The 14,620-nt window shown below is 61.8% G+C and carries 14 protein-coding genes and 1 pseudogene; 8 read left to right on the top strand and 7 right to left on the bottom strand.

Annotated elements, in window-relative coordinates; translation table 11 throughout:
- Positions 1–61: pseudogene (locus ACB028_RS19435) on the bottom strand (type VI secretion system tube protein Hcp); the annotation flags it as partial.
- A gap of 425 nt (positions 62–486) precedes the next feature.
- Entirely contained in the window at positions 487–2,592 is a 2,106-nt protein-coding gene (locus ACB028_RS19440) for a TonB-dependent hemoglobin/transferrin/lactoferrin family receptor (RefSeq protein ID WP_371144980.1), read from the bottom strand.
- A gap of 189 nt (positions 2,593–2,781) precedes the next feature.
- Here ACB028_RS19440 and ACB028_RS19445 point away from each other — a divergent pair, with 189 nt between their 5' ends.
- From ACB028_RS19445 to ACB028_RS19455, 3 genes are read left to right on the top strand one after another with little or no spacing between them, the layout of a single operon-like run.
- Positions 2,782–3,747, top strand: coding sequence for a ChaN family lipoprotein (locus ACB028_RS19445; protein WP_371144981.1), 966 nt, complete (start codon positions 2,782–2,784; stop codon positions 3,745–3,747).
- A 24-nt stretch (positions 3,748–3,771) separates the two neighbouring features.
- Positions 3,772–4,326, top strand: coding sequence for a cysteine hydrolase family protein (locus tag ACB028_RS19450; protein WP_371144982.1), 555 nt, complete (start codon positions 3,772–3,774; stop codon positions 4,324–4,326).
- A 36-nt stretch (positions 4,327–4,362) separates the two neighbouring features.
- The gene (locus tag ACB028_RS19455) at positions 4,363–4,746 is read left to right on the top strand and encodes a hypothetical protein (protein WP_026457790.1); all 384 of its coding nucleotides are present in this window, start codon (positions 4,363–4,365) and stop codon (positions 4,744–4,746) included.
- Positions 4,747–4,824: 78 nt separating this feature from the next.
- Here ACB028_RS19455 and hutZ read toward each other — a convergent pair whose 3' ends face one another.
- Together hutZ and hutX are read right to left on the bottom strand one after the other, a co-directional pair.
- Positions 4,825–5,382, bottom strand: a complete 558-nt coding sequence (hutZ, locus tag ACB028_RS19460) for a heme utilization protein HutZ (protein WP_042025802.1) — start codon at positions 5,380–5,382, stop codon at positions 4,825–4,827.
- Positions 5,379–5,891: a heme utilization cystosolic carrier protein HutX gene (gene hutX, locus ACB028_RS19465; protein ID WP_026457788.1), complete on the bottom strand. Its 513-nt coding sequence runs from the start codon at positions 5,889–5,891 to the stop codon at positions 5,379–5,381. The genes hutZ and hutX overlap by 4 nt, the downstream gene beginning before the upstream one ends.
- Positions 5,892–6,062: 171 nt before the next feature.
- On the opposite strand from hutX, the gene ACB028_RS19470 reads away from it, so the two are divergent.
- The 5 genes from ACB028_RS19470 (at position 6,063) to pepE (ending at position 11,215) form a co-directional block, all read left to right on the top strand.
- Positions 6,063–6,914, top strand: a complete 852-nt coding sequence (locus ACB028_RS19470; protein ID WP_061475648.1) for a hemin ABC transporter substrate-binding protein — start codon at positions 6,063–6,065, stop codon at positions 6,912–6,914.
- A complete protein-coding gene (locus ACB028_RS19475; RefSeq protein WP_061475649.1) occupies positions 6,911–7,942 on the top strand; it encodes an iron ABC transporter permease in 1,032 nt (343 codons plus the stop codon). The genes ACB028_RS19470 and ACB028_RS19475 overlap by 4 nt, the downstream gene beginning before the upstream one ends.
- Positions 7,943–7,953: 11 nt before the next feature.
- Positions 7,954–8,748: a heme ABC transporter ATP-binding protein gene (locus tag ACB028_RS19480; RefSeq protein WP_371144983.1), complete on the top strand. Its 795-nt coding sequence runs from the start codon at positions 7,954–7,956 to the stop codon at positions 8,746–8,748.
- Positions 8,749–8,962: 214 nt separating this feature from the next.
- Positions 8,963–10,330, top strand: a complete 1,368-nt coding sequence (locus tag ACB028_RS19485) for an endonuclease/exonuclease/phosphatase family protein (protein WP_371144984.1) — start codon at positions 8,963–8,965, stop codon at positions 10,328–10,330.
- 159 nt (positions 10,331–10,489) lie between these two features.
- Entirely contained in the window at positions 10,490–11,215 is a 726-nt protein-coding gene (gene pepE / locus ACB028_RS19490) for a dipeptidase PepE (protein ID WP_371144985.1), read from the top strand.
- An 87-nt stretch (positions 11,216–11,302) separates the two neighbouring features.
- On the opposite strand, the gene ACB028_RS19495 is transcribed toward pepE, so the two are convergent.
- The 3 genes from ACB028_RS19495 to dnaB form a co-directional block, all read right to left on the bottom strand.
- Entirely contained in the window at positions 11,303–11,722 is a 420-nt protein-coding gene (locus ACB028_RS19495) for a secondary thiamine-phosphate synthase enzyme YjbQ (protein ID WP_371144986.1), read from the bottom strand.
- Positions 11,722–12,795 (bottom strand): alanine racemase, encoded by a 1,074-nt coding sequence (alr, locus tag ACB028_RS19500; protein ID WP_371144987.1) that lies wholly within the window; start codon positions 12,793–12,795, stop codon positions 11,722–11,724. Before alr ends, ACB028_RS19495 begins: the two co-directional genes overlap by 1 nt.
- Positions 12,796–13,005: 210 nt before the next feature.
- Positions 13,006–14,400 carry a replicative DNA helicase gene (dnaB, locus tag ACB028_RS19505; protein WP_123245446.1) on the bottom strand — a complete coding sequence of 465 codons (1,395 nt, stop codon included), beginning with the start codon at positions 14,398–14,400 and terminating at the stop codon, positions 13,006–13,008.
- Positions 14,401–14,620: the final 220 nt, after the last annotated feature.

Here is a 14,620-nt window from a genome sequence, read left to right on the forward strand (position 1 = left end):
CACCCGCGGTGATGTTGCCCTGGGTTTTACCTTCGATGCTGATATAACATGGAGTTGGCATGGATATGCTCCTGATAGATTAGTGAAATGAGATAGCACTCGAGCGAATCTATTAGCAGCGTCCATGCCAAACAAAAAAACTATATAAATATCATATAGATAAAAACAAACCTTCGTCCCCATCACCATTTTTTACGCAAGATTTCGCGCAAACCGGCTCCCCGAGCTACCAAATGCTGCAATGGCAGTGATAAATATCATCATGAAAGCAAGATGTTGCGCATATCAGCATTTATGACTGCCGAGATGGTCTCGATAGCTCCCCTTTACCAACATTCCCCCTGCGCGACCAAGGTGCCAGCCACTTTTCCGTGGCCTCGCGTCAATCCTTGTCACTGAAGCAGAGATAAAAAATCCCCGCCTGATCGGGCGGGGATGTATGCGGGGATCCCTGATCCCCTCATGACTGCGTGTGCTGCTTGTTATTTAGAAAACGTACTTGATCCGTGCACTCAGGTTGCGACCCGGCTCGGTCATGGCGCTATTGTCCGACCCTTCGGCGCGACCGGCGATGCGCTCATAGCTGGTGTATTCCTTGTCAAACAGGTTGAAGACACCGACGTTGAGCTGCAGATCGGCCATCGGATTGAACTGGGCATACATGTCCACTACGCCCCAGCCTGCGCTCTTGACGTATTCGTTGCCCTTGCTGTCCTTGCGAACCTTGTCCATGTCGTCGGCAAAACGCAGCGCCGTGTTGAAGTTCCACTTCTCCTGTTCGAGACGCACCCCTACGCTGCCATTGAGCGGGCTCAGGCTGTTGATGTAGTTGCCATCCCCATCCTTGCCTTCGATATAGGCCAGGTTGCCCCAGACGTTGACGATGTCGTTCAGCCAGTAATCCGCCTTGGCTTCAACCCCCTTGGTGGTAGCCTTGCTCAGGTTCTGATACTGATAGACGGAAGTTCTGCCTTCCGTGCCCACCTGCACCATCTCGATGAAATCATCGAACTTGTTGTAGAAGCCGGAGACTTCGTAGCTCAGACCGTGACTGCTGCCGCGCACGCCGAGATCGATGCCGTCGCTGCTCTCCGGATTGAGGTTCGGATTCGGCTCGATGCGATAGCCGTAGGCCTGGTGATTAAGGGTGGAGAAGGCGGTGTCATACATGGGCGCCTTGAAGCCATGGCTGTACTGGGCGAACAGGTTGGCCGCCTCATGGGCCTTGAATACCAGGCCCAGCTTGGGCGACAACTCCCCTTCGGAGAACTTGTGCAGCTTGTCTCCGGTGTACGCAGGATCATTGTCCGGCGTCATGCGGTAGTAGTCGTAGCGTGCCCCCGGCGTCAGCACCCAGCGCTCGCCAAACTTGATCTCGTCAAAAGCCCACAGTGAGCCACGCTCGCTGGTAGTTGAGGGGAAACTCAGCTCGTTGTAGCCGACAAAATCCCCCGGGGTGGTGGGCCCCTTGTAACGGGATCGCTCGTTGTCCGTGTGTTCGTACTCGGCCCCCCAGGCCAGGCGGTGATTGCCAATCGCCTTGTGGAACTGCAGCTGGGCTCCTGCGCTAGTTTGCTCAAACTCGTTGTTGTCCAGCGAGTTCTTGGTCACATAGGGGTTGCCCGGGCTGACCGGGTACTTGGAAGAGGCATATTGATCCAGGGTCTGCTTGGTGCGGGAGTAGTAGACCTTGCTGTCCATCCGATCAGCCCAGCCAAGGTTGAGCGCGATGCCGTGATCCAGCACCAGGGAGAGGTTGTCGGTCTGCTTGTCGGTGATGGGCTGCTCGAAGACGCGGGCAGTGCCGGTGCCCACCTTGTTGAGTTTGATGGCATCCGGCTCCTCGCCATCGGTCAGGTAATCGACGGTCAGCTTGAGAAACTGCTCATCGGAGAGGTTCAACTTGCTCTTGAGCAGCAGGGCGTGGCTACCGATATCGAAATCGCTCTTGCTGGAGTCGAAATTCTGGGTCACGCCACCATCTCGCCAGGTATAGCGCAGCAGGTTCTCCACCTCGCCGGTACGCAGGGCGCCGGTAAAGCCTGCCATCGTCTGGTGGCTGCCGGAGGCATAGCCGCTGGTCACGTCCAGATAGCTGTCCCTGCCTTTAAGAAAGTCGCCGGCATCCTTGGTGGTGATGGCGATGACGCCCCCCAGCGCATCTGAACCATACGCCGCAGAAGCCGGCCCCTTGGCCACTTCCACCTGCTTGATCATGTCGGTGTCGAAATAGCTCTGACCCACGCCCCCCTTGCTGTAGGCATCGTTCAGGCGCACGCCGTCACGCACCACCTTGACCCGGTTCTCCCCCATGCCACGAATGATAAAGGTCTGGGCATCCCCCTGGCCGCCCAGCACGGTCACGCCCGGCTCGTAGCGGAACAGATCGGCTGCATCTGTTACTACCTGTTCTTCAATCTGCTTGGCGGTGATCACCGAGATGGGACCGGAAACATCCTCCAGTTTTTGCTCCATCCGTGAGCCGCTGACGACCACGACTTCATCCGCCTGGTGGCTTGCGGCAAAGAGTGGGGTGGAAAGCCCTGCTGCCACGGCCATGGCAACCAGAGAGAGTGAGTTATGATGGGTCACAGCGAATCCTTGTTGAGAATAGTTATCAATCAGAGCGCATATTACTCACCATCAAACAAAGATCAATAAAAAGAATCATTATCATTTGAAAGCGAACTTCTTGCTCTTACACTGTCGGCGGCTGTTACCCTTTAATCCTGTTTTTCATCCGCGATGCCTGCGCATCCCGAACCATTTGCCGTGAGATCCATGATGAAACGACTCCCTCTGCTCGCCCTGCCCCTGTTGCTGGCGGCCTGTGCCACTCAACCCGTACCACCTGCATCGTTGCAGACCCTCTATGACTACCAACTGAGCAGCGATCGGCAGGATCCCCTCACCCTGGAGCAGGCCATCGCCCGTGTGACCGATGCCGACATCATACTGGTGGGCGAATTGCACACGCACCCCGCCATCCATCTGCTGCAATCCCGCCTGCTGGCCGGATTGAATGACAGCGCCGCACAGACAGGACGGCAGCTGACCCTCTCCATGGAGCAGTTCAGCCGGGCCGATCAGGCTACCCTGGATGCCTATCTGGCAGGGCGCATCGGCGAAACGGCGCTGATCCGCGAAGGCCATGCCTGGCCCAACTACCAAAGCGACTACCGCCCCCTGGTGGAATTTGCCAAAACCCATCGGCTGCCAGTGATCGCCGCCAATGCCCCCAAACCTCTGGTGAGCTGTGTCGGCCAGGAGGGGCCCGAGTGGCTGGACAAGCTTCCCGCCAACCGGCGCAGCCAGCTGGCTCGCGAGCTGACGCTGGGGAATGATACCTATCGCCAGAAGTTTATGGCCTCCATGCACCACGGCGATGCCGACAGCAACGCCCGCCGTTTCGCCGCCCAGACCAGCTGGGACGACACCATGGCCGAGAGCATGGTGGATTACCTCGCCAGCCACCCGGGCCGGCAGATCATGCATATCGCCGGCAACTTCCATGTGGAAGGGGGCCTGGGGCTCACCAGCCGCATCGCCAGCCGCAATCCGGCGCTCAAGGTGGCCCTGATAGTGCCGCAAACCGGTGACACGCCCGCCGCCGGGCGACCTGCCGATGTGACGGTCACCGTCATGCCGCTGCCGGCACGCTGGCAAAGCAGTACCGAGATGAAGCAAGATATGGGGGCGCTGCATCAATCCCGCAGCCGTGACTGCAGCCAGTGGCTGCAACCCTAATCATCAAGGAGACGGCGAGCATATATGGACGTGTTACTGATCATCGACGTGCAGCAGGGGTTATTCACCGAGCCCCGTTACCGCCAGGAGCAGGTGCTGGCCAATATCAACCGTGCCGCGGCCTATATAAGGCAGCACCATGGCCGGATCATCTACGTCCAGCACGATGGCCCGCCCGGTAGTGAGCTGGTACCGGGCACGCCGGGCTGGCAACTGCATCCGGCGCTGCAACCGGCCAAGGGGGACAGCCGGGTACGCAAGGAGGGCTGTGACAGCTTCCTCGATACCGAGCTCGCCTTCCTGCTGGCCGAACAACCGGTCGACAGACTCATTCTCTGCGGGTGTGCCACCGATTTTTGCGTCGATACCACGGTGCGCAGCGCGGCTTCCCACGGCTTCGAGGTGCTGGTGCTGAGCGATGGCCATACCACGGCCGATCGTCCCCACCTGGGCGCGGCGCAGATCATCGAGCATCACAACTGGATGTGGCACCACCTCAGCCTGCCGCAGGGGCGCGGTGTCACCCTGCTCAGCACGGATGAGCTGCTGGCAGTAACACCCGCTGTGCAGCCATGTTAATCTGCGAGCCTCGTTTAGTTTTCATCGGAGTCTGTCGTGCGCCTGTTGCCTGTCACCCTGTTGCTGCTGTTTCCCCTGCTCAGTGCCTGCTCCGGCTTGCCCGGGCAGGGTTATGACGGGCCTGAGCCCCTGTTCCTGACCCACATCAGCGAAGAGGGAAGCAAGCGCTTCACCTTCGAAGCCGCGCCCAACGACACCCTGCCACGCGGGCTTTCGGCCGCCCAGCACCAGCGACTGCTGGAGCAGCGGGAGGAGCTGCAACAGGATCTGCTGACCGAGACCCTGGCCCGCAAGCAATATTGCCGCGACGGTTACATAGTGCTGAGCCAGAACTCCTGGCGACTGCGGGGGGAGTGCAACGAGACGGCGACCGAGGCCGACCGTGGCGCCTTCCCGAACAGGGGCACCTGGCAGGATTGAGGCGCTGCGCGCCGGTGCGAGATATCAATGAAAACGGGCAGCCACTGGCTGCCCGTTTTGTCATGGTATGGCTGACACTCAGAGAGGTGCATCGGCCGGGCTGGTCAGCTCGGCGCCATTGTCGATGCGCTTGTGCCCTTCCACCAGATGGACGAAATCCACCAGCTCGTCGCCGGAGACGCGAAACGCCTGACCGAAGCCCTTGACAAACAGACCCTGCTCGGGCTTGAGGCGAAACAGCACGAAATCCTTGAGATTGGAGAGACCGCGGACAATCTCGCCAAAGCGCCCTTCCAGCGCACCGACCGCCTTCTCCCAGCGCACATCGTCGCGGGCCACTACTTCGGCCACCGCATCGAAGGTGAGGCGCTTGCGGGCAAACAGCTCGCGAGCACCGGTTTCATCCTCGATCAACATCAGCGACACCCTGGGCACCTGCTGCAGGTTGCGGGCGTGACGGGCGATCTCGGAGATCAGCACATAGTAACCATCTTCCTGCAGCACGAAGGGGGCATAGCTGGCATTGGGATTGCCTTCGCTGTCGACCGTGGCCAGCTGCAGGGTGCGGCAGTGGTCGCGAAACTCGCGGATCTCCGGTTGCAGGCGGTTTTGCAGACGTTCCTGACGCTCACTCATGCTTTGACTTCCTCTTGAGACGGGTGGCGCAGGGCCATGAAACGGGTCACCTGATCCGCCAGCAGCTGGCGTTTCTCGTCACGCCCCAGGTAGATCTTGAAGATGCAGCGGCCACTCTCGGCGAAAAACTGGAACGAGTGCCCCTCCTTGCCCATGAACAGCTTGCTGACCAGCGCAATCCCCACCACCCTGTCGAGCTTGAGGTGGCCGTGCAGCTCGCCATCACGCCCCATCAGGTTGTAATAGCCGCGCGCATCCTTGCCCTTCGGGAAAGGCGCCTTGACCTCGAAGATGGAGCCTTCCGATTCGACTATGGTAGTCACCGGCCCCCAGTCGGCCAGATCCTCCAGCAGACCCTGGGCACGCTCCGGTGGCAACAGGGTCACCAGCTCGGCTGGCAGATGGCGCACCACCTCCCACTCGCTGACGGCCAACTGGGCCGCCAATGTTGACGGATGAGCGCCGGGATCCTGTTCCAGCAGCGCATGAATGCGTTGTGCAATGCTCATGTTCTCTCCCTCTGCGAGGCCCGTTCGCCCCGCTATTCATCATGGCGGCTACTCTAATAAAGCACCAAACTCAATGCAATTGATAATTGCTATCATTATCAGTGCAATTTTATTGCGGCCTTGATATTCTCGGCGACACACCCGTTTCATTGATCCTTTTAGGAGGTTAGCATGGGCCGTCGTCTTGCCCTCGCACTCACCCTGTTGGGCTGCTCAGCCCTCCTTGCCCCTCTGGCGGTATCGGCTACTCCAACAGAACGTATCGTCAGCATAGGTCCGGCCACCACGGAACTCATCCTCGCGCTGGGCGGTGAACCCAGCCTGATCGCCACCGATGTCAGCAGTCCGCTGCCCAAAGGACTGCCAAGGGTGGGCTACCACCGCGCCCTCGCCGCCGAAGGGATCCTGAGCCTCTCCCCGACCCGGGTAGTCGGCAGTGACGAGATGGGCCCGGCCCCGACGCTGGATCAACTGCGCCGCGCCGGCGTCAAGGTGGACGTATTGAAGACGGCCCCCACCCTGGCCAACCTCACCGAGCGCATCGACACCCTGGCCGCTCTGCTGGGGGATAAGCAGGCCGGCACCAGACTCAAGGCCGAGATCCGGACCCAGACTGACAAGCTGGCGACCCAGGCCAAACAGAACAAGCCGCTCAAGGTTGCCTTCCTGCTGCTGCACAAGGGACAACCCACCAGCATTGCGGGTGGAGATACCACCGCCAGCGCCCTCATCGAACTGGCGGGCGGCATCAATCCGGTCGCCAGCCTGCGCAACTACAAGCCCGTCTCTGCCGAATCCCTGATCGAAATGCAACCCGACCTGGTGCTGGTGAGCGGGCGCGACTGGCAGCAGTATGCCGATCCGGCCAGCGTGCTGGCAGAAGTGCCCGCCCTGGCGGCCACTCCGGCCGGCAAACGCAAGGCCATTCACGCCATCGACGGTCACGCCCTACAAGGGGGGCTGAGCCTCAACTCACTGCAGCAGGCGAACCAGATCGCCCAGTGGATCAAGCAGGGATCATGATGCGCCTGCCCCTCCCTTGGTTGCTGGCCATCACCACGGCCTTGCTGGCCCTGCTGCTGCTCGGTTCTCTGGCAACCGGCCCCATGGCCCTTACCATGAGCGAGAGCATCAAGGCGCTGTTTGTCGGTCAGGAGAGCGGGATTGCAGCGCACAAGCTGCTGATTGTGCAGGAGATCCGTCTGCCCCGTACCCTGCTCTGTATCGCGGTGGGAGGCATACTCGGGCTCTGCGGCGCCGTGATGCAAGGGCTGTTTCGCAATCCGCTGGCCGACCCCGGCATCATAGGTGTCTCCGGCGGTGCGGCGCTTGGGGCTGCGCTTGCCATCGTGCTCCTGACTCCCCTCAGCCAGCAGTGGCAGGCCACTCTGGGGATCGGCCTGCTGCCCCTGCTTGCCTTTCTCGGCGGGGCGCTGACCACAACCCTGGTCTATCTGCTCGGCACCCGGGAGGGAGGCACCTCGGTCACCGTCATGCTGCTGGCCGGGGTCGCCATCACGGCGCTCTCCGGCGCCGTGATCGGCCTGCTCACCTATCTGGCCGACGACCAGATGCTGAGGGATTTGAGCCTGTGGCAGATGGGCACTTTGGCAGCGGGCAAACCGGCGGATGTGGCGCTGGCGCTGCTGACCCTGGCGACCCTGATCTGGCTCTTCCTGCGCGATGCCAACCCGCTCAACGCCCTGCTGCTTGGCGAAGGGGAAGCGCGCCACCTGGGAGTGGATGTGCAGGCGCTCAAGCGCCGCCTCATCCTGCTCACTGCCGCCGGCGTCGGCGTGGCGGTGGCCGTCTCCGGCATGATCGGCTTCGTCGGTCTGGTTGTGCCCCATCTGGTGCGGCTGATGGCGGGGCCCAATCACGTCAGGCTTCTGCCACTCTCGGCCCTGCTGGGGGCCGCCCTTCTGCTTGGCGCCGACATGCTGGCCCGCACCCTGCTGGCCCCGGCCGAATTGCCGGTGGGCATCATCACCGCCCTCCTCGGCGCCCCCTTCTTCATCTGGTTGCTGATCAAGGGCCGTCGCGCCCTCTAAGACGGATTGCTATGGATCATCTTGTCCCCTCTCCCCTCCTGACCTGTCAGCAGCTTGGCCTGCGCCGCGGCCAGCGCCGGATCCTCGACAGGCTGGATCTGACCCTCGAGAGCGGTACCCTGACCGCCCTGATCGGCCCCAACGGGGCGGGCAAGAGCACCCTGCTCAAGTGCCTGACCGGTGAACTGGAGCACGAAGGCAGCATCACTCTGTTTGGCCAGGATCGCAGGCTTTGGGACAGCAACCAGCTGGCCCACCGGGTCGGTGTCTTGCCGCAGAGCTCGTCGCTCAACTTTCCGTTTCTGTGTGAGGAGGTGGTGGCCATGGGGCGACTGCCCCACAGCGAACCGGCCAAACGGCGCGACGAGATAGTGCTGGCCGCCATGACCCACGCCGGGGTAGAACACCTGGCCAAGCGGCTCTATCCCGGCCTCTCTGGCGGCGAGCGGCAGCGGGTGCAGTTTGCCCGGGTGCTGGCCCAGATCTGGCAAGCCCCCGACGAGGTGCAGCAGCCGCGCCTGCTGCTGCTGGATGAGCCTACCTCGGCCCTCGATCTGAAATACCAGCACCAGTTGCTGACCATGGCCCGCGCCCTGGCGAGCCGCAACACCGCCGTGCTGGTGGTGCTGCACGATCTCAATCTGGCGGCCCGCTACGCCGATCGGCTGGTGATGCTGGAACAGGGAAAATTGATGGCGGACGGGACACCGGCCGAGGTGCTGACCCCGACGCTGATTGCCCGCCTCTACGACTATCCGGCCCAGGTGATCCACCACCCCGACAGCGGTCTGCCCATGGTGCTTTGAAGGCTGGCCACCAAACCAACTTCCCTCTATTGGGTCCCGGATTGCGTCGGGATTCGTCGCTGTGCTTATCGGCAGCGAGATATCCATCAAGGCTCAACAAACGCTGTGAATGCTTTCACACTTTTGCCAGACAAGAGGTTTCAGTTCTCAAGCGAGCACTATAATGGCGCGGCATTGAAAATGCTTAACCCATTGATGCTACGGAACAATTATAATGAAGAACAAACACAGAACCCTGCTGGCCGCGGCCATCGCCCTCGGGCTGCTCGCCGGCTGCAACAGCGACAACGACTCCAAGGCCCCCGATCCCATGGTCCGTTTTGCCACTTTCAATCTCTCGTTCGACCGCACCGCTCCCGGCATGCTGGCGGGCGAACTGGCCCTGACCCGCACGGCCCAGGATGCACTGCTGGCCCGCTACCAGGAGGGTGACACCAGCCTGAGCGAGGCGGAGAAGACCACCGCCAAGAACGTGCAGCAGATCCGCAATATCGCCGAGATAGTCCAGCGCACCCGCCCCGACGTCTTCCTGCTCAACGAGTTCGACAACGACGGTAAAGGCGAGAGCACGGCCGCCCTCAATGCCTTTAACGACAACTACCTGGCCCACGCTCAGCACTCCGACGTCACCGCCATCAGCTATCCGGTACGCCAGAGTTTTGCCACCAATACCGGCCTGATGAGCGGCTTTGACCTCAATCAGGATGGCAAGGTCAACACGGGGCCGGACGATGCCTGGGGCTTTGGCAACTACCACGGCCAGTACGCCTTCGCAGTCATGTCGAAATATCCGGTCGACACCAAACAGATCCGCACCTTCCAGACCTTCAAGTGGAAGGATATGCCCGGTGAAACCAACCCCGTCATCGATGACTGCAGCAACCCCAAGGCCCCGATCCCGGCCAGCCGTCAGTGTGGCGATGCCTGGTATGACGACGCGGCCTGGCAGCAGTTCCCGCTCTCGTCCAAGAACCACGCCGATGTGCCGGTGCGGATCAAGACGCCGCAGGGGGAAGAGGTGGTTCACTTCCTCATCTCCCACCCGACACCGCCCATTTTCGGCAATGCGGCGCGCCACAACGTCAAGCACAACCGGGCCGAAATCGCCTTCTGGAATGACTACGTCAACGGCCTCGACTACATGACGGATGACAAGGGCACCAAGGGGGGGCTGGCCAAAGATGCCAAGTTCGTCATCGCCGGGGATCTCAACGCCGATCCGCTCACCGGAGACGGCGATCTGAGCGCCATCAAGGCGCTGCTGGACAATGCGCGGATGAATCAGGCCGTCACCAATGGCTCGCTGATCCCGGTCAGCGAAGGGGGCCCGGAGTGCCTGGCCAGCGGCACCGACTGCAAGCGCAACAACAATCGTCCCTCGCCGGAGCGCATCACCAGCAGTAGCGGGTTGCAGCTGGATCACGTCATCCCCTCCGCCAACCTGGAGGTCGCAAGCAGCGGTGTGTTCTGGCCGGCAAGCTTCGAAGCCGGTTACCACCTGGTTTACGACGCCAAGCTTGGCATCGCCAAGGGGGTGAGTTCGGATCACCGCCTGGTGTGGGTCGATCTCAAGCTCGACTGATCCTGACGCATCAACCGAGGGGGCTTTGGCCCCCTCATCGTTTCTCCGGCCAAAGTCGGGAAGATCACAAAACCACGCCACCAATCGGGCTAGAATAAGCCCTCCTGTCGCCTGTGGCGGGCGATCCTCCCGTGCCTTCATTCATCGAGGACTTGTTTCATGGAACTGCTTCTTCTTAGCAACGGTAAAGCCAACGAATTTCCGGGCCTGCTCGGCTGGGCCCGCGAGCGGGTGCAGAGCCTGCTCGCCCGCAAGCAGGTCAAGCGTATCCTGCTCATTCCCTATGCGGTGATCCGCAGCGACTGGGATGAACGCGCCCGGGATCTCGGGGACAGCCTGGGGGTTGAGGCCATCAGCATCCATCACTTCGACGATCCTGTGGCCACCATCAACCAGGCCGAGGCTATCTTCATCAGCGGCGGCAACACCTGGCGTTTGAACCAGCAACTGCACGAGCAGGGGCTGGTCGTGCCAATCCAGCGCGCCGTGCGCGAGCGTGGCGTCCCTTACGTGGGCTGGAGCGCCGGCTGCAACGTGGCCACCCCGAGCATCCGCACCACCAACGACATGCCGGTGTGCAACGCCGCCGTGTTGCCGGCGCTGGGCCTGTTTCCGCTACAGATCAACCCCCACTACCTGGACGCCAGCATCAGCGGTCACATGGGAGAGACCCGCGATGAGCGCCTCGCCGAGTTCTGCGCCATCAACCCGAGTGAATACGTGGTGGCCCTGCGCGAAGCGAGCCTGCTACAGGTGAGCGGCGACACCCTGGAGTACTGGAGTGCCCGCGATCAGGACTTCAAGATCTTCAAGCACGGTCAGGAACCGCAAGCCTTTATGGATGCAACCCCGCTGGCCGAGCTGACCCCGTTCAGGGTGCGCTAGAGACCCACACTGCCAGTCACAAAAACAGAGAGGGATGGCTCAAGGCCATCCCTCTTTTTCATTCTGCCCGACACCACCGACAGCCGCTTACTCCCCCTGCAGGGTCACCAGGATCTTGCGGGCGCCGCCGTCAATGCGATGCTCGCCGAGCCAGATCCCCTGCCAGGTGCCGAGGGCCAGCCGGCCGTCACGCACAGGCAGCAGCAGGCTCACTCCAAGCAGAGAGGATTTGATGTGGGCCGGCATGTCGTCCGGTCCCTCACAGGTGTGGCGATAGTAGGGAGCATCTTCCGGCGCCAGCCGGTGCAGGTGCACCTCCATGTCGGCGCGTACGCTCGGATCGCAATTCTCGTTGAGGGTGAGTGACGCCGAGGTGTGCTGCAACAGCAGGTGCGCCATGCCAACTCGGTAATCGGCAAGCTCCGGCAGTTTGGCCACCAGCTCGTCGGTCACCAGATGAAAGCCCCGGGAGCGGGGCTTCAGGGTCAGCAGGCGCTGCTGCCACATCAGACGTACTCCATAAAGACGCGGGAGGTGAGCTTGGTGATGAGCTCGTAAGGGATGGTGCCGATCTCCTCGGCCACCCGCTCCACCGGCAGCCCCTCACCCCACAGCACAGCTTCGTCCCCCGCCTTGTCGGTGGCGTCCGGGCCCAGATCCACCGTGCTCATGTCCATGGAAACCCGGCCCACCAGCGGCACGATGCGGCCATTGACCAGCACAGGAGTGCCGTTGGGAGCCATGCGCGGATAACCGTCACCGTAGCCGATGGCGATGACACCGAGGCGGGTATCGCGATCCGCCACCCAGTTGGCGCCATACCCTACCGGCTCACCCGCCTTGTGATCCCGCACGGCGATGAGTTGAGTGCGCAGGGTCATCACGGGTTTCAGGTCGTAATCCGCCGCCACCGTGTCGGGGAACGGCGAGACGCCGTAGAGGATCACCCCTGGACGCACCCAGTCGCAGTGGGAGTCCGGCCAGGCCAGGATACCCGCCGAGTTGGCCATGGCGCGCTCGCCCAACAGCGGCGCGGTCAGCTTGCTGAACAGATCGATCTGTTCGCGGGTGGTGGGCTGCTCCAGCTCATCGGAGCGGCTGAAGTGGGTCATGATGTTGAACGGTTGCACCACGTTCTTGCACTTGCCAAGGCGCTCGATAAAGGCGGGCATCTCCTCGGCCCGTACCCCGAGCCGGTGCATGCCGGTGTCGAGCTTGAGCCAGGCCACTACGGGGGCCGGCAGCTCGGCCTGCTCCAGCGCCTCGAGCTGCTCCCAGGTATGCACCGCGGTCTGCAGATTGTTGGCCGCCAGCACCGGCAGATCGGCGGCGCTGAAGAAGCCTTCGAGCAGCACGATTGGCTTGACCACGGCGCAGGAGCGCAGCATCAGGGCCTCTTCGATGCGGGCCACCGCATAGGCGTCCGCATCCACCAGGGTGCGGGCGACCGGCAGCAGGCCATGGCCATAGGCGTTGGCCTTGACCACGGCGATGATCTTGCATTCGGGGGCGTGGCGCTTGACCACGGCGAGGTTGTGGCGCAGGGCCGCTGTATCGATTTGGGCAATTGCCGCTTTCATCTGTTTTCCCTTACGAGGGCATGATAACGCGCCAACGCGTCAGGCACCGGGTGGTGTCAGCCCTCAAATGTCATCGTCTAAGGCCGGACCGGCAGAATTGTCGAACCGGGAAAACTGTTTCTGGAGGCAGGGTTGGCCTTCTTGAGAGCACCTTCCCCGTCAAGATCGCAATGGTGACTCCAGAGTTGGCGTCACCCTGCGGATTGTTCATCAGTAGTCATCATCAAACGCAGGGCCGGCATAGTTGTCGAACCGGGAGAACTGCCCCTGGAAGGTGAGGCGCACACGACCGATGGGGCCGTTACGCTGCTTGCCGATGATGATCTCGGCGATCCCCTTGTCGGGGCTGTCGTCGTGATAGACCTCGTCGCGGTAGATGAACATGATCAAGTCCGCATCCTGCTCGATGGAGCCAGATTCACGAAGATCCGAGTTGACCGGGCGCTTGTCGGCCCGCTGTTCCAGACTTCGGTTGAGCTGGGAGAGCGCCACTACCGGGCACTGCAGCTCTTTCGCCAATGCCTTGAGGGAGCGGGAGATTTCACCGATCTCCAACGTACGGTTGTCGGAGAGGCTGGGCACCCGCATCAGCTGCAGGTAGTCCACCATGATCATGCTGATGCCGCCGTTGTCCCGCGCCACCCGGCGGGCGCGCGAGCGCACTTCGGTCGGGGTGAGGCCGGAGGAATCGTCGATGTACATCTTCCCCTTCTCGAGCAGCAGTCCCATGGTGGAAGAGAGACGGGCCCAGTCCTCGTCGTCGAGCTGACCGGTCCGCACCTTGGTCTGGTCGATGCGCCCCACCGAGGCGAGCATACGCATGATGATCTGCTCGGAGGGCATCTCGAGGGAGAAGATAAGCACCGGCTTGTCGGCGGTGAGGGCCGCGTGCTCGCACAGGTTCATGGCAAAGGTGGTCTTGCCCATGGAGGGACGGGCCGCGACGATGACCAGGTCCGAGCGCTGCAGGCCGGCGGTCATCTTGTCCAGATCGTTGTAGCCGCTGGAGACACCGGTCACCCCGTTGTGCGGGGTCTTGAACAGCTCTTCAATCTTGTCGACGGTCTGCTCGAGGATGAGCTTGAGCGGCTGGGGGCCCTCGTTGGCGCTGGTGCGCTGTTCGGCGATCTGGAACACCTTGCTCTCGGCCAGATCCAGCAGATCGTTGGAGGTGCGCCCCTGGGGCTCGTAGCCCGCTTCGACTATCTCGTTGGCGACCGAGATCATCTCCCGCACCACCGCGCGCTCACGCACGATTTCGGCGTAGGCGTTGATGTTGGCGGCACTCGGGGTGTTCTTGGCGATCTCCACCAGATAGGCGAAGCCACCGGCCTCTTCGAGCTGCTCGGAGCGCTCCAGCTCCTCCTGCAAGGTGATGAGGTCGATGGGGTTGCCCGCATTGGAGAGGCGGGTCATTGCCTGGAAGATCAGACGGTGCGGGCGGCTGTAGAAATCCTTGTCGATCACCCGTTCGGCGACCCGATCCCAGGCCTCGTTGTCCAGCATCAGGCCGCCCAGTACGGACTGTTCGGCCTCAAAAGAGTGGGGAGGTACTTTCAGCTGTTGTGTCTTGGCGTCTTTTTTCGCCGTCACTTGCTCTGCCATACACATAAAAACCGCAGCGGGAAGGGGACGGGAATTTTACAAAAGAAAGCCAGGCACGGCGAGCCCTATTCTGGCTTATTCACACCATCATGAAGGGCCAGACCAGGGTCTGCTCCCCCTTGCTGCTTCTGGTTTTGCTTCGCAGTTTGCGTTCCTTGCGACTCAATCGTCTGCTTTTCATGCTGCATGCTCCCATTCTTGACGCCTGATTCCAGGCAAC

Source organism: Aeromonas sp. S9(2024) (assembly GCF_041403185.1).
GTDB classification, from domain to species: domain Bacteria; phylum Pseudomonadota; class Gammaproteobacteria; order Enterobacterales; family Aeromonadaceae; genus Aeromonas; species Aeromonas enteropelogenes.

Excerpts from the sequence above, each read along its gene's own strand:
- ACB028_RS19445 (WP_371144981.1), top strand. The coding sequence starts at position 2,782 with ATGATGAAACGACTCCCTCTGCTCGCCCTGCCCCTGTTGCTGGCGGCC.
- ACB028_RS19450 (WP_371144982.1), top strand. The coding sequence starts at position 3,772 with ATGGACGTGTTACTGATCATCGACGTGCAGCAGGGGTTATTCACCGAG.
- hutZ (WP_042025802.1), bottom strand. The coding sequence starts at position 5,382 with ATGAGTGAGCGTCAGGAACGTCTGCAAAACCGCCTGCAACCGGAGATC.
- hutX (WP_026457788.1), bottom strand. The coding sequence starts at position 5,891 with ATGAGCATTGCACAACGCATTCATGCGCTGCTGGAACAGGATCCCGGC.
- ACB028_RS19470 (WP_061475648.1), top strand. The coding sequence starts at position 6,063 with ATGGGCCGTCGTCTTGCCCTCGCACTCACCCTGTTGGGCTGCTCAGCC.
- ACB028_RS19475 (WP_061475649.1), top strand. The coding sequence starts at position 6,911 with ATGATGCGCCTGCCCCTCCCTTGGTTGCTGGCCATCACCACGGCCTTG.
- ACB028_RS19480 (WP_371144983.1), top strand. The coding sequence starts at position 7,954 with ATGGATCATCTTGTCCCCTCTCCCCTCCTGACCTGTCAGCAGCTTGGC.
- ACB028_RS19485 (WP_371144984.1), top strand. The coding sequence starts at position 8,963 with ATGAAGAACAAACACAGAACCCTGCTGGCCGCGGCCATCGCCCTCGGG.
- pepE (WP_371144985.1), top strand. The coding sequence starts at position 10,490 with ATGGAACTGCTTCTTCTTAGCAACGGTAAAGCCAACGAATTTCCGGGC.
- ACB028_RS19495 (WP_371144986.1), bottom strand. The coding sequence starts at position 11,722 with ATGTGGCAGCAGCGCCTGCTGACCCTGAAGCCCCGCTCCCGGGGCTTT.
- alr (WP_371144987.1), bottom strand. The coding sequence starts at position 12,795 with ATGAAAGCGGCAATTGCCCAAATCGATACAGCGGCCCTGCGCCACAAC.
- dnaB (WP_123245446.1), bottom strand. The coding sequence starts at position 14,400 with ATGGCAGAGCAAGTGACGGCGAAAAAAGACGCCAAGACACAACAGCTG.